The following is an 18,740-nucleotide window of genomic DNA, read 5'->3' on the forward strand; positions in this document are numbered from 1 at the left end:
AGTTGTCATTACGTTGTCTCCACGCTTAATATAGACTAAATTACCGACCTGAGTGCCTCTGCGTAGCGATCAGTTCGTTTTGGCTTCGTTCCAGTACACATCCATTTCGGCGAGGGTCATGTCTCGCAACGCCTTCCCATTCGCCCTGGCCTGTTCTTCTATGTATTGAAAGCGCTTAATGAACTTCTTGTTCGTGCGTTCGAGCGCAGTTTCCGGATTGATGTCAATAAAGCGAGCGTAGTTGACGAGCGAAAACAGCAAGTCGCCAAACTCGCCTTCGGCCCGTTGCACGTCGATGGCTTCGTCTGCTTCCGCGTTAAACTCGGCTTTAAACTCCTGCATCTCCTCTTCTACCTTCTCCCACACCTGCTGCTTCTCGTCCCAGTCGAAACCGGCCCCGCGGGCTTTCTCCTGAATACGCATCGCCTTTACCAGCGCGGGCAGCGAAGTCGGCACGCCACCCAGCACCGATTTGTTACCTTCTTTTAATTTTAGCTGCTCCCAGTTAGCTTTCACCTGCTCCTCGGTTTCGGCTACTGTATCGCCATAAATATGCGGGTGACGGCTAATGAGCTTTTCGCAGACGCCATTCAGGACATCTGCTACGTCGAAGGCACCGGTTTCCGAAGCGATCTTGGCGTAGAAAATCAGGTGCAACTGAATATCCCCCAGTTCTTTCCGAATCTCGGGCAGGTCGTTTTCGAGTATGGCATCTGAGAGTTCATACGTTTCCTCAATAGTCAGGTGACGCAGGCTATCCAGCGTTTGCTTACGATCCCAGGGGCACTGCTCGCGCAGTTCGTCCATGATAGTCAGCAGCCGATCAAAGGCCATCAGTTGTTCCTGACGGCGGGTGGGTAAGTCTTGAAATTGTTTCTTCGTTTCGCTCATATTCCAATAAGGCAGAAGGGGTAGTATTGGTTTACAAGAGGCCAAATTTTATAGGTGACCACAAATGGCAATTACGGTAGTGATTCACGTTGGCCATTCCAGGACAACTAGTACGTAAAGCAAGCCGGGCAGAAACATCAATACCCTTACCAAAGCAGAGGCCTTGCAACCTGCGCCCAACGTTTATTCGTAAACTCTCCGCTTTTAACTACTTGTTAATACAAAACTAAACTGATTCTAATCTCGCCAGCCAACCTTTGCTTCTATAAAGCGAACACGAAAGCACCATTCAGAATGAAGCACGATTACGTAAACCATTTTTCATGTTTCACTTAATCGTTTTTATAGTATGAAAACCCTAGTGCTGGCAGCGTTTACTACGTTGCCTTTCCTAAGTACCGCTCAGACAACGTCCAACCCTGCTCATATCGCCGATAATGGCGTTTATCTGTCGGCCACCGATTTTAAGCATCATCTGATAAATGATGGCTTCGACAACGCTCAAGCGGGTTATCACCTGCGTGACGAACTATTTAAGTCAGCCGTTAAGATTATAACGCCCGACAATCAGAACATCGAAATTCCGGCCGCCCAGGTGTGGGGAGAACGTAAATCAGGCGTAGACTACCGTCGTTTCAATGGTGACCTATACCGGGTTGAACACACCGACCGCATTTATGTTTACAGCCGCCCGACAGATCTATCGGGTATCGGCCAGAACGCAAAGTCGCTGGTAACGTACTATTTCAGCCGCAAGGCGGACTCTCCTATTCATGCCATTACCACCAATGTCCTTAAAGATATCTTTTATGACCAACCCGAAAAGGTTGCCGCTTTTGACAAGTTAGATAATTTGAGTAGCGACCCAGCTCAACAGGCATCCCAACTAATACGGCTGTTTTACACCAGCGACACATCCGCTCCGGCAACCGCCGAATAGTCATTAACCGGTCTGTCAATTCAGCAGATACAGGCCATGAAATAAAAAATGTCGGTCCACCTTGATCGGCATTTTTTTATTTCGTTTACTTTGCACTACAAAGTACTTTAATTTATGAACCAACCAGCTCACTTCCTGCATTCTTTGTTGAATAGCAATTCTGGCCGTCCTGTACTCGGCCGGGGTCTCATCGCTTTAGCGGGACTTACCGCAGCCGGGCTCGCTCTGGTCACCACACGTGGCTTGTTAACCGGCAACTGGTGGTTTTTCGTGATGCTGACCTGGAACTTGTTTCTCGCATTTTTCCCCCTGGGCGTAGTACTGGTGTTGCGCGATTTGCGAACGGCTGGTTTTTTAAGTCCGTGGCTGCTGGCTATTGGTCTGGCGGTCTGGTTGGCTTTCCTGCCGAACGCGCCCTACATTATCACCGACCTGTATCACATTCAACACACACCGGCGCAGTTGCTCTGGTTCGATACGATCACCCTGTTCTTGTTCGCGCTGACGGGTTTACTGGCTGGCCTATACTCGATGCTCGTTGCCCACCGAATGCTTCGCCCACTATTTGGCTTCGGGCTAACGTGGATGCTGATGCTGGCGGGTCAGGTTTTGTCCGGCTTCGGCATTTACCTGGGTCGCTTTGGGCGCTGGAATAGCTGGAACGTACTGACTAAACCGTCGATGCTCGTGCAAGCCATTTCCCAGTCGTACCACGACCACCTGAGCATCAAACTCACGTTAGCGTACGGCTTCGTGCTGGTCGTCTTATACATCGCTTTTTACTGGTACATCGACGCTGAAGAGCAGCCAAAATCGCGGCTATTAGCCTAAGAACCGATACGTATTCGTTTAAAAAAATTGGGTATCTGACGGCCACAGGCATTAGTACGTATAGACTTCAAAATCGTGAAAATAAAGCTGATTTTACCTGCTCTGGCTGAGGCTGAAAGCCCTTTCTGGCGCCCCATTAAGTATTCTCTGTTTCCGCCACTTGGTCTGGCAACGCTGGCCGCTCACCTTTCGCCCGACGACGAGGTTGAGTTGCAGGATCAACACGTAGAGACGCTGCAGCTGAATGATTACCCCGATCTGGTCCTTATTCAGGTCTACATCACCAATGCGTACAGAGCCTATGCCATTGCTGATCACTACCGAAGCCGTGGTGCTTACGTCTTACTGGGCGGTTTACACGTAACGTCGTTGCCAGAGGAAGCGGCCGCTCACGCCGACACTATTTTTCTGGGTCCGGGCGATCAGACCTTTCCCGAGTTTCTGGCCGACTTCCGGAAGGGGGAACCTAAGAAAATGTACCGATCAACCAGCAGAACCCTCGACTACCTACCGCCTGTCCGAAGAGATTTGATTAAGCGGAATCGGTACCTGGTGCCTAATTCACTGGTCGTTACGCGCGGCTGTCCGCATCACTGTGACTTTTGCTACAAGGATGCGTTCTTTGAAGGCGGGAAAACCTTTTATACGCAACTGGTCGATGAAGCACTGACTGAAATCGAACGACTCCCAGGCAGTCATCTTTATTTTCTTGATGACCACCTGTTGGGTAATGCAAAATTTGCCAGCGCGCTCTTCGACGGTATGCGGGGTATGAACCGGGTATTTCAGGGAGCGGCTACGATTGATTCCATTCTTCGCGGAACCCTGATCGAGAAAGCGGCTGAGGCCGGGCTACGTAGCGTTTTCTTGGGCTTTGAAACGTTTTCAGCGGCCAATTTGAAGCAAAGCAACAAAAAGCAAAACTTAGCGAAGGATTACCGGCAGGCGGTTAATCGGCTGCACTCGCTGGGAATTCTGATCAATGGAAGTTTCGTGTTTGGCCTCGACGAAGATGATCAGGACGTATTCAAACGAACCGTAGACTGGGGTGTCGAAAACGCCATCACCACGGCCACATATCATATTCTGACGCCTTATCCAGGCACAAACCTGTACAAAACCATGGACGCGCAGGGCCGAATTCTGACAAAAAACTGGGATTTGTATGACACGCGGCACGTCGTTTACCAAACGGCGCGGTTGGCTCCAGACGAGTTGAAACAAGGGTACGACTGGGCCTATCAATCGTTTTACAGCTGGCCGAACATTATCAAATCAAGCTTCGCGCACGAGTCGCTCAAACACAGGCTGAAACACCTGTTCTATGCAGGTGGCTGGAAAAAGTTTGAGCCCGTATGGAATCTGTTGATCAAGACCCGCAGTTTGAACGATATGCTACCGATTCTGGAGTCGATTTTAGCCAAAGTACGAACAAACCAGCCGGACTTTACGGAAGAAAACAAGTCTGCAGAAGTTTTATCTGGTACGTTACCTGAACTGAATACATTACCTTCGGGCCGTTCAGCACGCTTGCTCCATGATTAACGTCCGGAAAGTATTCCGCAGCTTTCGGTATGCGGGACAGGGTATTTTCGACTTATTTCGCTATGAAAACAATGCGAAAGCTCACCTGCTTGTTGCTATTATTGTGATTGCAGCGGGTTTACTCGTTCAGTTAAGCCGAGTTGAATGGGCGATTATTCTTACTCAGGTTGGGATTGTCTGGGCCGCCGAAGCGTTTAATACCGCTATTGAAAAACTATGCGATTTTGTATCGCCAGGCATCCATCCACAAATTAGAGCCATTAAAGATTTATCGGCGGGGGCCGTTTTAATGGTTGTGGTGATTGCAGTTATTATCGGCATCGTCGTCATAGGCGGACGACTGCTGGTTCTGCTGGAACTGTTATAAAAGTGATTGTAACGATCTTGTCTTTCAAATTATACCGAACAAACTTATGCACGAATCGCGTGAACATCTACAGACGCTGACCGAGATCCGCAGTCTGATGGAGCGCTCTTCCAAGTTTCTTTCCTTAAGCGGGCTGTCGGGTGTTTCGGCGGGTGTAGTTGCGCTCGCGGGGGCAGCGGTCGTGTATATGCGGCTACGTACCGGCTGGTTTACCATTCCCGGTTATGACCGGTTGGAACTCTACGACGATGCCGACCAGGCGGCCATCAAACAATTTTTAGTGCTAGTGGCTCTGGCCGTTCTGGTGGCGGCTCTGCTGCTGGGAACGTATTTTACGGTTCGGAAAGCACGTCGGCAGGGATTAAGTGTCTGGAACACGTCTTCGCAGCGGTTGGTATGGGCGATGGCCGTACCGCTGGCAGCGGGCGGAGTGTTCTGTCTGGCGCTTCTGCATTACAATATCATCTGGCTGGCGTTCCCAGCGACCCTTATCTTTTACGGTCTGGCCTTAGTCAACGGCAGTCGGCATACACTCCGGGATGTCGAATCATTAGGCTATTGCGAAATTGTGCTTGGCCTAATCTCCTTATTTTTGCCGGGATACAACCTACTGGTATGGGCCATTGGCTTCGGTATCCTGCACATTGCGTATGGCCTGGCGATGTACTTCAAATACGAACGTAATACCGCATGAAAGACCTGCTGGCTCAGTTTAACAAAGCATTCGAGAGCAAGGCGCGGCTAAACATCATGTCGGTCCTGATGGTCAATGATTCCATGAGTTTCAACGGGCTAAAGGAACTGCTTAGCCTGACCGACGGTAACCTCTCGACCCACCTACGGTCGCTGGAAGAGTTGGGTTACGTAGCGGCTCATAAGCAGTTTATCGGCCGCAAGCCAAACACTACGTATTCAACCACCGATGCTGGCCGTCAGGCTTTTGCCGATCATTTGAACGCCCTGGAGGAGTTTATCAAGAACCTGTAGACGGTTACTTTACCGTCCGATACCTCTCTCATTTTCGTGTATAGTAGCCTGCTGGTAGGCTCACGACCAGCGATTGTGTTCTATTCATTATAAACTTTGAATTACAAAGTACTTTATGAAAATTACGACAAAACATCCTTCTCCTTCTCAACTCGACGAAGCCCAACCCCTCGAGTTATCAGCGGATCTAACCAATGAGCCGCTTACCCCCTCTCCTTTACTTGAGCCTTTCCGAGACGCCTACTTTGGCGGTGGATTGCTCATGTTGTGTATCTCGGTGGGACTATTTGGGCTTTACGAGTTATTTGGAACTGCTACTTCCGGACGCAGTGATGATTTTGCGGTGTTCATCGTTCACTACGGTTTAAGCGTAGCGTTCTCTATAGCGCTATTAACCAATGGTTACTGGCGAGCGAATCGGTACCCCGAGCATCGTCCGGCACGATGGATGGGCTTACTACTTTGGTTAGTCAGCGCGTACGCTCTAAACCGGTATTTCTTAGTCTTTCAGCAATCAACCACTTGGCTTTGCTGGGCCTTAGTCCTAATCGGAGTGGCGATGGTTGGCTACGCCTGGAAAGAGCAAGTATCGGTTCGAATGCAGCAGATGATGTATGCCATACTGGCAATGGGTTGTTTGCTGTTTACGTATATGGCTATTTACGTGGCTCCTATGTGTCTGATCAGCGTCCCTATGCTCATCGGACTTGGCATGTCGATCCATTCCTTTGTTCCCATAACGTTCGCTATTGTTCTGGGCCGCCGAATCTGGTTCGATGCGAAGCAGGCGGAGCATTTGCGGTTAGGCATTGGGGTTGGTCTTGCCGCTCCGATTATTGCTGTAATCTTATTCTTGATGAGCTGGATCAGCGACCGTAACCAGATGGAACAGGTACGCATGGAAGCCGCTACCCGAAACACCAGCGACTTACCCGATTGGGTACTCATTGCTCAGCAACTCAAGCCTAACTGGATTACAAATCGTCTGCTACTCGCTGGGCACGTCTACGACGAGGGCCACTTTTTCAATGATGGCGGCTGGGGACTGGACCACTTGACGGCTTTCGACGATGTGAAGCAACACGACCCACTGGTGGTCATTGCTTCCAACCTGTTTCCGGCCAGTGATCTACCTGAAACAGAGCGCATCAATCTGTTAAAGGTTTTACAAAATGAGCGATATGGTACAGAGGAAAAGTTCTGGACAGGTCGTCATTTATCGACGAAGGATATCGTGTCGCAGGTTCGTATATGGCCTGAGTTCCGGCTGAGCTATACGGAGAAAACGATGTGGATTCATAACGAAGCTAGCCGATCTGAAGAAGCCCTCTTTACATTTCACCTTCCGGCAGGATCAGTCGTTTCGTCCATGTCGCTATGGGTGAATGGCCACGAAGAACCTGCCCGCTTGACAACCGTTGCGAAAGCAGACTCCGCCTATCGCCAAATTGTGGGGGTTGAATCCCGCGTGTTCGCCCGCGACCCATCGGTCGTGTACTGGCAGGAAGGGAATCGGATAACGATACGGGTATTTCCGTGTGGAGCGTCGGAAGATCGTCGGGTCAAACTAGGCATAACGTCACCTTTGGCGTTTGACCACGGTCAGCTGGTTTATAAAAATCCCTACTTCGACGGCCCAAACACCAGCTCTGCTAATGAATTCATTCAGGTTGACTTCACAACCCCGCCGAATCAACTGCAATCGCCCTGGTTGTTTGACCCGCTCAAAGGAAATACCTTAACCCACCGAGGTCATTACGAACCCGATTGGTCATTACGTTTCCCAGCACCGGCCGTATCGAACGAATCATTCGAGTTGAACGGAATGGCCTATCAACTGGGCGTGTATCAGTCTACACAAGCTGCTTTTACGCCAACCGACGTATTCCTCGACCTAAATTCTGCCTGGAGCCAGGTCGAATTTGATACAGTACTCCGATTGGTAAAGCAGTCGAATAGCCGCGTCTGGGTTTTCAGCGATGGGTTAAAGCAACTGACTTCACAAAATGCAAACGCCTTGTATGAGCAGTTCAGTACGCAGCAGTTTAGCCTGTTTCCGACCTATCGAATCACCAACCCAGCCACAGCTTTACTAATCACAAAAGGGACGCCCTTATCGCCCACGCTTAGCGATTTAAAGAACAGCCCGTTTGCCAACCGAATGCATGGTGCAGCTCGCCAAGAGCAGCCGATTCGCACATTTTGCATAGGAAACGACTTGTCGCCCTACCTAAAAACCTTAGCCGAGCTGCACGTTCTGAACGTGTCATCGGGTTCACTCAACGAGCTATCCGGTTTGCTTACTAAGCATCAGTTTCCAACCCAACTAAACGACTCAGATCGCGTGGCTTTGCCTGAGGCCGGTGTTACAATCCAAGAATCACCTGTTCGTGTGCGCACCGCCGAAGAGATACAGAAAACGGGGATTGTTCGCCAATCAAGTGCGCCAGATCATCTGGCTCGTTTGTTCTTCTACAATCATTTGCTACAACGAATCGGGCGGAACTACTTCGTTCCAAATTATCAAACAGCTGATCTGATAGAAGAAGCCCAACGAGCGCATATTGTGTCGCCTTTATCGAGCTTAGTCGTCTTGGAAACGGAGAATGACTACAACCGCTTCGGCATCAAGAAAGACACCAATGGTTTGGATAACGCCACGCTTAAGTCGGAAGGGGCTGTACCTGAACCACACGAGTGGGCCCTTTTGGCGATGGTCGCTTTATTAATTGGCTGGCTTTACTGGCGGAAGTCTCATGCTATCGGTTGATGTAACGACCTGCTTAACCGTTGGCCTGCTTGTGTTTGCGGGCCAACGGAGCCGATGGACAGGTCGGCTTGCCTTGTTACTACTGCTGTCACCTGCTCTGCGTTATCTGTCTACCCTGTTCACCTTTTCGATCCGGCTTACACTCAGCGCCTGGGCAGGACGCTTACTCCGGTTAACCGGCCTGGATGTTGATGTCGATGGTAACGTACTGGTGCGCAATGGGCAAGCCATGTCGGTAGATCCGGCGTGTATGGGTTTACAAATGACGGGTGTGTCGTTACTGGTTGCCATGTTCTTACTGATTTGGTATGAGAAACAGACAGCCAAACAAGTCCCCTTTCTCTGGGTAGTCATCTACGGCATCGTCGTGTTTGGCTTCACTATCGTTTGCAATCTATTCCGCATCATCCTGCTCGTTGCTTTCGGCATTCCTCCTGATACGCTGGGGCATGATATAGTCGGCTTACTCTGTGTAGCGATGTATACCTGGCTACCGACTTGGGGAGTATCTCTATTGCTGATAAGATGGAGAGGTCGTGATCAGAAGCCCGTCGAACGTCCATGGGCCTCCATGAAGTGGTCGCTGCTCGGTTTATTGGCTGGTTTTGGCTTAATGGCCTACACCTCTCGACCAACCCAGGTGCCAACAGAACCTTGTGCGTTGAAGGAGCGATTCGGCTATTCAGACTATGTCTGCAAATCACTCGATAATGGCTTCGTCCAGTTAACAAAGACCGGAATCCTGATTTATCTAAAACCCTTGTCTGATTGGTACAGCCTGGAACATAACCCCGCCGTTTGTTGGCGGGGTAGCGGGTACGAGCTTCGGTACATTCGTGAAACCACCTGGGGCGGGCACCCAGCTTACGTTGGAGAGTTAACCAAACACGGCCGAACGTTGCAAACGATGTGGTGGTTTAGCGATGGCTCATACACGACAATCAGTCAGTTGGATGTCCGCAGCCGAATGTTACGAGGTAGTTCAGGCTTTGCCTTGGTGAATGTAACAACTCCATTACCCGGTCACTGACAGCTAAACATGGCCTTACGATCAATCGAATTTAGTGCATAGGAAAAGCAAAAAGGGTATACAAATCGTTGCCAGTTCAAGGATTACATGCATTCACCAATTTGATTTCGGATCGGCGAATCTAAACTCAACGTTACATGCCTGACCAGTCATCATCCAAAACAGCCATACCCCAATTACGCTCGCTTGAAAAGGAAGGAACACGACGCACAACCTGGGCTGAACTGCTCAATGACCTGGTATTTACAGTCATTATCATGCAGTTAGCACAACGATTACAAACCTCGTTTGACGCAAAAGAATTTGGCCAGTTCGTCTTGTTATACGTACCCGTATGGTGGTTATGGAACGGCGAGACGCATTACTCCACCCGTTTTGACAACGAGCAGGATATAACGCACCGCTTTCTGGGGAGTCTTCAGTTACTCGGTTTGATTGTGCTGGCCGCGTCGATTCCCAAAGGAGCCGAAGCAAGTTCATCCGTATACGCACTGACGTACGCAGTGGTGCGGATTGTGCTCCTGGTCGAATACGGGCGGGCCTGGTACTACGTACCGCAGGCCCGCCCGTATATTCAGCATCTGGGCACTGGTTTTATTCTTTCAGCGCTGCTCTGGATTGGCTCTGTATTCGTTCCACTTCCGTATAAATATGGGGTTTGGGGCCTCGCCCTGCTCATTGAGCTAGGGACGCCCTTAACCTCGACAGGCGGACGGCTCCACCGCGAGTTTCCGCCCGACGTTCGGCATTTACCCGAACGGTACGGTTTGTTTACGCTGCTTGTGCTCGGCCAATCGGTAAGCGGGGCAACGCAGGGCCTGATGGCCAGTGGACTGAATGCAACAACGATTCCGGCCACGATCCTGGGTGGTATTATCATCATTGGTCTGTGGTGGGCTTATTTCGACCGGCTCGACGACGATGCAGTGCGGCAGGTGAGCGAAGGCGGTACGGCCCGATTTTACGCCCTGTGGCTCTACCTCCATTTACCCCTGACCATTGCGTTAACCCTGGTCGGCATTGGGCTGACCTACGCGGTGCGGGCCACTAACCAGGGCGATTTACCCCAGCAGACCCAATGGCTGTTAACGGGTTCGGTAGCCGCCTATTTGTTGACAGAAGCCGGGATTAGCCTGACAACCCTCAAAGCAGGGCCTCCTCATCCCAGCTTCATTCGCGGCATTGTTACCCGCTTTGGGATTGCCCTTGTTCTGGTCGCGGTTGGTGCGTTTGCGTCGTTACGTCCAATTAATCTGATGATCATTACGGCTGCCCTGGTGATGGCCATGATTATCAGCGACAATCTGGGCCCGGCGGCTCCGGCAAGTACCGAGCGCGTAGAAGGGCAGACTGAGGGTGACGACGTAAAACCAGATACGGGCGTATAGCTAACCCTGTGAGTACGCCCTATCAGTTGGCGTTGAACTCCGAATCCTTGATCCCTTTGTTCACTTTCACATTGTCGACGGACATGGTCATCGGTCCACGTGGCGATTGCTGAATGATCGTCATAGGAAACTTTATACCGTTTACGTCTTTGTAATCGGTATACAAGGACGTAGTGGTCATCTGGCCCTGTGGCGATCGGCCGCTCGTCACCGACTGAACTTTCAAGCCCGTTGCTACGTCGAAGTTATCCGTCCACGTAGTGGCTCCATCGGCGGTCGTGTGGCTTAATTTATACGTATCCTTACCCTCTACTTTCTCGGGGCCGACGAACGTAGTCTTTACACCGTTTTCGGCGTAATGCAGCTCAGGGAAAATGACATTCATCAGGGTCATCTGCTGCGCAGCGGGGCCGTCGAGGGTACGGCTGCCCTGCATACCGCCCATAGCCACCTTCGATCCATCACCGGTCTGCTTCATCACCTCCATGCCATTGGCATTGATCACCATCGAGAATTTGTTGGGAAGTTTTTGCTTCCGGGTAATGATGATGGCACCCCGTTCGGTTTCGCTCGACATATTCGTGGTCAGATCCTGCACTTTTAACAGCGCATCTTTCCCACCAATGGCGGCAATGTATTTATCGACTACTTCGTCGGCGGTTGGGGTAGTTTGCGCCAAGGCGGGCAAACAAAACGTCAGCGCTAAAGACAAGGTTAAGGCTATCTTTTTCATAAATGGGAATGGTTGGTTAAGAGGTTAATTTGACTATGTTGATTACGTAAGGCGGGTCAATTAGTGAACCTGCCCTGATGCGTTTTGGTAAGGTAAAGGAATTTGATACGTCTCTTTTGTGAATATACAGACAGTTTGCATTATATCAGCAAAAATTTGTCTTTACCATTGGGGGATTTAGCTGGGTAAACTTGTCATATAGCTGTGAGCCCTTTCCCAGATGTCTGTTAATCCATTTTTCGTTACCGCGCCGGACGATAAGCCCGCTCTGAATCCGGAGTCTACTCAGTCGGTACCTACTGAAATCGACCACGAGCTTTTTGTGCGCAAAGCGTTCGAGCAAGATCCGCGGCACGGCTGCGAACTGTTGTTTAAGCTTTACTTTGCCCCGCTTTGCAGCCACGCGGTTCGTTACGTATATAATCGCCAACTGGCCGAAGATCTAGTGGCAGACCTGTTTTATTCGTTTTACGCCAATCGGCAGTTTGAACGTGTAACTAGCTCGTACCGGGCGTATCTCTACCAGGCCGTTCGGAACCGGGCGTTCAACTGCATTCGGTGGGAATTAGGTCGTCGGGGTACTGAAGAGCCCAACCTCGACGAACCGGATGCGGAATCAGGCCAGCCCGACAATCTTTTAGTACAGGATGAACTGTATCAGACCCTTGAGCGGGCCGTTCAGCAACTGTCTCCCCAGCGGCAGCGGGTGTTTCTGATGAGTCGATTCGAAGGCAAATCGTACAAGCAGATCGCTCATGAACTTGGGCTGACCCCAAAAACAGTCGAAAATCACCTGCACCGGGCGCTAACGTCCGTTCGGACGGCCCTGCGCCAAAGTAACCTGCTTATCTCAACGGTCCTACTGCTGATTACGCTAGGATAATCTCCACAAGATACTCGAATACGCATGCAACCAACTAAAGAATTGGTGTACACCTATTTTGCCGGCCAGGCTACGTCGCTCCAGAAAAAAGTCATTGGCGAGTGGCTGGCTCACCCTGACGGCCGGGAGCAGTTTTTCCAGTGGCTGGACGAGTGGGAACGTAGCTACCCACAGTACAAGCCAAATTCAGACCTCGTTTTTGAACGGCTCCAGCAACGGATGGCGGACCCGGCTCAGGCCGCTTCTCCGTTCCTGCACGTTCACCGGCCCGCGCCCCGGCTGGGCAGCAAATGGCGTTGGCAATGGGCCGCAGCGATCGTTAGCCTGACCAGTTTATTCGCTGGTTTATACGCCACGCAGGACGTCTGGAATTACCGCACGGTCGTAACCACTAAACAACAATTGCGGACCGTTAGCCTTCCCGATGGCTCTACGGTTGCGCTGAATGGGCAGTCGACGTTACGTGTGCCACGCTGGGGGTATGGCTGGGTATCGCGCCGGGTACAGTTTTCGGGCGAAGCCGTGTTTAACGTCCGGCATCTGGCAAACCACCAGCCGTTTATCGTTAAGCTTCCCTCCGGCGTCGATGTTGAAGTCTTGGGCACCGAGTTTTCGGTAAGTGATCGAAAAGCAAACACCGAGGTTGTGCTTAAGCGCGGGAAGGTAAAACTAGCCTATACATCTGCTAAACAGGAGCCGCAGAGCCTGATCATGAAACCCGGCGATTACGTCTCCCTCGACCGCCTGGGCGCTTTGAAACTCCGCCACCAGACGGATACGGTGGCATTCGCAGGCTGGCGATACCGCCATTTTGTCTTTAACAATACGCCCTTACCGGAAGTGTTTAAGCAGATGCATAACGTATTTGGCGTAACGGTGCACTGTGCTGATCCTGAGTTAGCGCATCGAACGCTAACCGGCACAATTCGGGCGGGCTCATCGCAGGAACTGGCCGAAGCCCTCGCCGAACTGCTGGATATACACGTAACGAATGCCGATCAAACTCTTGTCTTTTTTCAAAACGCCGATAAACCAACGAACCAATGAGGAAACTCCTACCCTTTACTTTAACCGTCAGCTGGCTCGTGGTAGCTGGTTACGATTTAACCACGGCTCAAACGCTGGCGTCCGTACAAACCAGTACCGTTAACTGGCAACCCAGTAAACTCACCCAACACAGTACGTCCCAGCAGCTTTCGCTTCGGCAAGCCTTGCTTGAACTCAAACAGCACTACAGCGCTGATATCTTGTTTGAAGAATCAGCCATCGCCGAGACTGGTGCTAAACTCACAGAGACGATTAATTACAACGCTCGGCTGGAGACCAATCTGAATACGTTACTGAAGCCGCACGGACTACGGTTCAAAAAACTTAAGTCAGGTGCCTATTTGATTTTACCGGTCAAGACTCCAATCAAGGCCATCAATAATTCGCCCGAACCGATCACCACAACGTCGGCAGCAACGCCCGTTCCCACCCCAACGGCCATAACTGGGCTCCCACTTACCTTACCGGTAGAATCTGCCCTGGCCGATGTACGTATCGTTGGACGAGTAACGGCCGAGAATGGCGAAGAACTTCCTGGCGTGAGTGTGGTGGTGAAAGGCTCAACGCGCGGCACGACTACAGATGCCAACGGACGCTACCAGCTGAGTGCTCCTGACAACAGGGCGGTATTGGTGTTTAGCTTTGTCGGCTACGTTAGTCAGGAAGTTGCCATTGGGAACCGGACGACCATTGATGTGCAACTCGCGGCCGATACCCGTTCGCTGAATGAAGTCGTAGTGATTGGTTATGGTACGCAGAAAAAGAGCGACCTTACCGGCGCAGTAGCGACCGTTCCGGTCGAAGAGATACGGAAGGTAGCCGTTGCCTCGCTTGATCAGGCGCTCCAGGGACGGGCAGCGGGTGTACAGATCACGCAAAATTCGGGTGCTCCCGGCGGCACCACAACCATCCGAATTCGCGGTGGCAACTCTATTCAAGGTGACAACGAACCGCTGTACGTTATTGATGGCATTCCGTTCAAGAATGATAACGCCACTAGCGGTTCAAACTTCAACGTACTAAGTACTCTCAATCCAAGCGATATTGAGTCGATCTCGGTCCTGAAAGATGCTTCGTCTACGGCCATTTATGGCTCTCGTGGGGCAAATGGCGTTGTCATCATTACGACCAAACGAGGTAAGGCGGGCAAGTCAACTATCAACTTCGATACGTATTACGGTGTACAGCAGGTACGACGGAAATATCCGGTTCTGAACGGACGTGAGTACGCTCAGTTCGTGAATGATGCCAACACGAACGAAGGCCGGGCACCGGTGTATACGCAGGAACAGGTTAACGCCTTCGGCGAAGGAACCGACTGGCAGAATGAGATTTTCCAGTCGGCACCTATTCAGAACTATCAGCTATCCATATCGGGTGGCGACGAGCGTACGCAATACGCCATTGGAGGGGGGTATTTCAAGCAGGACGGTATTGTTGTCAACTCGAATTTTGACCGGTATTCGTTTCGGATAAACCTGGATCGCAAACTGACCAATAAAATCAAAATCGGGAATAGCCTGACGGTGAACCGTACGGTCTCGAACCAATCGCGCACCGATGGCGACCTGGGTAGTGCCGGTCTGGTGACCATGGCCGCCCTCCAGTTCCCGCCTATCCTCCCGATCTATAATGCTGACGGTACGTATCTGGTGACCAGTCCGGCGCTGAACTTCACGGCCGACAATCCGGTGGCGCTGGCCCGCGACAGCAAGAACCGCAACACCGCCTTCCGGACGTTCGGCAACGTATTTGGCGAGTACCAGATCATCGATGGACTGACGTTGAAGGTTTTGTTGGGCGTAGATGCCATTTTGCAGAAACAGGACAGTTACTTACCCCGGAGCGTATCGAGTGGCTTGTCGCAGGGTGGATCCGGTTCGCTGTTCAATAGCCAGGCGGTAACCTGGTTGAACGAAAATCTGCTGACCTACAACCGGACGGTGAATACGGTTCATACGATTGGCGCCCTGCTCGGCTTCACCCAACAAGCTTATCGAGTGGAAACCAGCACGGCCGCAGCCAGAAACTTCGTCAACGACAACCTGAACACAGGTAATCTGGGTGCGGGATCAGTACCGCTCACGCCTTCGTCGGGCATTGGTACCTGGGGGTTACAGTCGTACCTGGCCCGCGTCAATTATGGTTACAAAGACAAATACCTGGTCACCGCTTCGTTCCGGGCGGATGGATCATCACGCTTTGGTGCTAACAAGCAATACGGTTACTTCCCATCGGCGGCTTTGGCCTGGCGGGTATCGGAAGAACGCTTTATGAAGGATGTCCGGGCCGTGAGCGACTTAAAACTTCGCGCCACCTACGGCTTGACGGGTAACCAGGATGGTATTGGTAACTATCCGGCGTATTCGTTGCTGGCCACCCAGAACTATGTATTAGGCAATACGGTAGCAACTGGCATAGGTCCTAACCAGATCGCCAATCCTGATCTATCGTGGGAAACAACGGCCCAGGCCGACTTTGGCATTGATCTCGGCTTGCTGAACAACCGAATTACCGTAACGGCGGATGCGTATGTGAAGCGCACAAAAGACCTGCTCCTCAACGTAACGGTACCGAGCACATCCGGTTATTCAAGCGCGATCAAGAACCTGGGCCGGGTTGAGAACAAGGGTTTGGAACTGAGTGTCTCCTCCCGCAATATCGACGGCGCTTTTAAATGGAATACCGACATCAACTTTGCGCTGAATCGCAATAAAGTGCTTGACATCGGTGGTGCCCCGCAAATTTTTGCCGGACAAGTGGCTAACATCGCTCAGAATGTGAACTCCGGTATTATTCGGGTAGGCGAGCCCTTAGGTTCATTCTACGGCTACGTAACCAACGGGTTATACCAGACCACCGACGAACTGGCGGCATTAGTCGATGCACAGGCCCGCAAACCGGGTGACCGGAAATACCTCGATCTGAACGGCGACAAGAAGATCGACGATAACGACCGGACCATTATTGGCCGTGCGCAACCAAAGTTCATCGGCGGCTTCAACAATACGTTCTCCTACAAAGGACTGGAGCTAACGGTTTTCTTCCAGGGCGTTTCCGGGAATCAGATTCTAAACGCCAACCGCTTCGAGCTGGAGTACCTGAACGGCACCAATAACCAGGACCGCGACATGCTGAATCGCTGGACGCCCACGAACACCAATACCGACATCCCACGGGCATCGACCACTCGTCCAGCGAACCGGATTTCGACCCGGCAAATCGAAGATGGCTCTTACCTGCGGCTGAAAAACATTCAGCTGGCGTATAACCTGCCCGCACCGGTCCTGAAAACGCTTAAGATACAGTCGTTACGCCTGTATGCGACCGCTCAGAACTTCGCGACCTGGACAAATTACTCAGGCTACGATCCGGAAGTGAACCGGTTTGGTCAGGACAGCCGCAGTCAGGGTTTTGATTACGCAAGCTATCCGGCCGCTAAAACCCTGATGTTTGGCCTTAACGTTGGCTTTTAATGTAAAGAGTGAATGAGAGAAAGAGCGATTCATTCTGTCGAGTAGTTCCTACTGTTTTCTCCCATTATCCTTAACGAATAATAGACATGAAGTTACCACCAATAGCAACCACAAGCACTCGACGAAGCCTTTCGCTCTTTGTCTCGTTCGCTTTTTCACTCTTCATTGTATCCGGCTGCGAGGTGCTGGACCAGATCCCAGCGTCGAGCTTTACGCCCGATAACTTCTACAAGAATGCCGAAGACGCCCGGGCTGCCGTCAGTAGCGTCTACGACCCCATGAACAACGCGAATATGTATGCGCAGGTCATGTGGATTTTGCAGGACCAGGCTACCGACGATTCGGAATGGGGTGGCGGCCGGTCGACGGCGAACCAGGCGAAAAATGACCTCGATAAGCATACGTTCACGCCAGCAACCTCTACCTTCCAGTCGATCTGGTCGACGGCCTACCAGGGCATCAACCGGGCGAATGCAGTTATAGAACGGGTTCCCGGCATTTCGATGGACGAAACCCTGAAAGCGCGTTACGTTGCCGAAGCCAAATTCATGCGGGCCTTTTATTACTTCACCCTGGTTCGGCTGTTTGGTGGAGTGCCCCTGATTGTTCAGGAAACTAAGTCGCTCAATAACCTGAATGTAAGCCGAGCCTCAGTTGATGACGTGTACAAGCAGGTTATTCAGGATTTCACCGAAGCCGAGAATGTATTACCCGCGAAATACACCGGTGCCGACATTGGCCGCGCCACCAAAGGCGCAGCAACGGCATTTCTGGCGAAGGTTTACCTGACCCGCCAGGATTGGGCTAATGCGGCTGCAAAGGCGAAGCAGGTGATCGACTCGGGAACGTATGACGTATGGGCTACGTATCCGGAAGTTTTTCTGATTGCCAACAAAAATGGCAAAGAAGCCATCTTCGAGATGCAGGCCCTGGGTGGTGGCTTTAACGAAGGAAGCTGGATGCAAGGGTATATGCGCCCCCCATTCGACCGAGTCAATGGGGTAGCTGGCTTCGGCGATGATCCTCCAACCGAAAATCTGTACAAAACGTACTCAGCCGCCGACAAACGGCGGGACGTAACGCTGAAACTCTATTCAGCAACGGGTACGCCCGCGGCTCCGGCCAGCGTTAGCTTCCCCGGTTACGTCTACAAGTATCTGGATCCATCCGCAACGGCCAATGCAGAAGGAAACAACAACTTCCCGATACTACGTTACGCGGATGTTCTCCTGATGTATGCCGAAGCCTTAAACGAGCAGAACGGCCCGACGGCCGATGCCTATGCTGCCATCAACCGGATTCGCAAACGGGCCGGACTAACCGATCTAAGCGGCTTGACAAAAGAAGAGTTTCGTGATGCGGTGTTGCTCGAACGTCGCCTAGAACTTGCGTTTGAAGGGCACCGGTGGTATGACCTGGCACGCACGGGTCGGCTCGTTGACGCACTGAAGGCGCAAAATCCAACTATTGTTGTCCCAGCGACTCACATTCTGTATCCGATTCCCCAGACGGAGCGTGATGTGAATCCGCAGTTGACGCAAAATCCAGGGTATTGATTCGGACTAAAGGATAATTATACTTATACCTCCTTTCGCTTTATGCAAGAGAGATTGCAATTGTGTCAGCGTGGGGGTTTACCTTGCCTGCAAGACCGTCCTTTTCACACCAGCGTAACGTCGGCAGCATAATTTGCTAGAAGGATCTAAGCCATATCTGTCTCGTAGCGACGTAACAGCCGTAGAAATAGCTTCAAGGCCCAGTTGTTACGTCGCTACGAGACGGCTATTGCAGAACAGCACCTTTTCTTTTTATCGCCCGACGCTACGCTGGTGCAGTTCTATAAACGGTTTTG

At 51.5% G+C, this 18,740-nt stretch carries 15 protein-coding genes; 13 read left to right on the forward strand and 2 right to left on the reverse strand.

All coding sequences use genetic code 11. The features are described from left to right. Positions 1–69 precede the first annotated feature (69 nt). Positions 70–891 carry a nucleoside triphosphate pyrophosphohydrolase gene (gene mazG, locus ACYVIY_RS11490; protein WP_460976491.1) on the reverse strand — a complete coding sequence of 274 codons (822 nt, stop codon included), beginning with the start codon at positions 889–891 and terminating at the stop codon, positions 70–72. 349 nt (positions 892–1,240) lie between these two features. Between mazG and ACYVIY_RS11495 the strand changes: the two genes are divergently transcribed. From ACYVIY_RS11495 to ACYVIY_RS11535, 9 genes are all read left to right on the forward strand, one after another. Continuing rightward, positions 1,241–1,831 carry a hypothetical protein gene (locus ACYVIY_RS11495; protein WP_460976492.1) on the forward strand — a complete coding sequence of 197 codons (591 nt, stop codon included), beginning with the start codon at positions 1,241–1,243 and terminating at the stop codon, positions 1,829–1,831. Positions 1,832–1,945: 114 nt separating this feature from the next. Beyond that, a complete protein-coding gene (locus tag ACYVIY_RS11500) occupies positions 1,946–2,662 on the forward strand; it encodes a DUF1361 domain-containing protein (RefSeq protein WP_460976493.1) in 717 nt (238 codons plus the stop codon). Positions 2,663–2,737: 75 nt separating this feature from the next. Further along, the gene (locus tag ACYVIY_RS11505) at positions 2,738–4,207 is read left to right on the forward strand and encodes a B12-binding domain-containing radical SAM protein (protein ID WP_460976494.1); all 1,470 of its coding nucleotides are present in this window, start codon (positions 2,738–2,740) and stop codon (positions 4,205–4,207) included. Continuing rightward, a complete protein-coding gene (locus tag ACYVIY_RS11510; protein ID WP_460976495.1) occupies positions 4,200–4,574 on the forward strand; it encodes a diacylglycerol kinase family protein in 375 nt (124 codons plus the stop codon). Before ACYVIY_RS11505 ends, ACYVIY_RS11510 begins: the two co-directional genes overlap by 8 nt. Before the next feature lie 46 nt (positions 4,575–4,620). Further along, the gene (locus ACYVIY_RS11515; RefSeq protein ID WP_460976496.1) at positions 4,621–5,268 is read left to right on the forward strand and encodes a hypothetical protein; all 648 of its coding nucleotides are present in this window, start codon (positions 4,621–4,623) and stop codon (positions 5,266–5,268) included. Then, positions 5,265–5,561, forward strand: a complete 297-nt coding sequence (locus ACYVIY_RS11520) for a winged helix-turn-helix domain-containing protein (protein WP_460976497.1) — start codon at positions 5,265–5,267, stop codon at positions 5,559–5,561. Before ACYVIY_RS11515 ends, ACYVIY_RS11520 begins: the two co-directional genes overlap by 4 nt. Positions 5,562–5,676: 115 nt before the next feature. Further along, positions 5,677–8,331: an XrtN system VIT domain-containing protein gene (locus ACYVIY_RS11525; RefSeq protein ID WP_460976498.1), complete on the forward strand. Its 2,655-nt coding sequence runs from the start codon at positions 5,677–5,679 to the stop codon at positions 8,329–8,331. Then, positions 8,318–9,361, forward strand: a complete 1,044-nt coding sequence (xrtN, locus tag ACYVIY_RS11530) for an exosortase N (protein ID WP_460976499.1) — start codon at positions 8,318–8,320, stop codon at positions 9,359–9,361. Before ACYVIY_RS11525 ends, xrtN begins: the two co-directional genes overlap by 14 nt. Before the next feature lie 137 nt (positions 9,362–9,498). Beyond that, complete coding sequence (locus ACYVIY_RS11535; protein WP_460976500.1) at positions 9,499–10,749, forward strand: low temperature requirement protein A; 1,251 nt, start codon at positions 9,499–9,501, stop codon at positions 10,747–10,749. Between the two features lie 22 nt (positions 10,750–10,771). Here ACYVIY_RS11535 and ACYVIY_RS11540 read toward each other — a convergent pair whose 3' ends face one another. Continuing rightward, entirely contained in the window at positions 10,772–11,482 is a 711-nt protein-coding gene (locus ACYVIY_RS11540) for a hypothetical protein (RefSeq protein WP_460976501.1), read from the reverse strand. Positions 11,483–11,702: 220 nt separating this feature from the next. On the opposite strand from ACYVIY_RS11540, the gene ACYVIY_RS11545 reads away from it, so the two are divergent. The 4 genes from ACYVIY_RS11545 to ACYVIY_RS11560 all read left to right on the forward strand — a co-directional run bounded on the left by ACYVIY_RS11545 (position 11,703) and on the right by ACYVIY_RS11560 (position 18,444). Continuing rightward, positions 11,703–12,365 (forward strand): RNA polymerase sigma-70 factor, encoded by a 663-nt coding sequence (locus ACYVIY_RS11545; protein ID WP_460976502.1) that lies wholly within the window; start codon positions 11,703–11,705, stop codon positions 12,363–12,365. A 24-nt stretch (positions 12,366–12,389) separates the two neighbouring features. Then, positions 12,390–13,412 (forward strand): FecR family protein, encoded by a 1,023-nt coding sequence (locus ACYVIY_RS11550; protein WP_460976503.1) that lies wholly within the window; start codon positions 12,390–12,392, stop codon positions 13,410–13,412. Continuing rightward, positions 13,409–16,888, forward strand: coding sequence for a SusC/RagA family TonB-linked outer membrane protein (locus ACYVIY_RS11555; protein WP_460976504.1), 3,480 nt, complete (start codon positions 13,409–13,411; stop codon positions 16,886–16,888). Before ACYVIY_RS11550 ends, ACYVIY_RS11555 begins: the two co-directional genes overlap by 4 nt. Before the next feature lie 86 nt (positions 16,889–16,974). Then, positions 16,975–18,444 (forward strand): RagB/SusD family nutrient uptake outer membrane protein, encoded by a 1,470-nt coding sequence (locus tag ACYVIY_RS11560; RefSeq protein WP_460976505.1) that lies wholly within the window; start codon positions 16,975–16,977, stop codon positions 18,442–18,444. Positions 18,445–18,740 lie beyond the last annotated feature (296 nt).

It is taken from the genome of Spirosoma knui, from assembly GCF_054780635.1.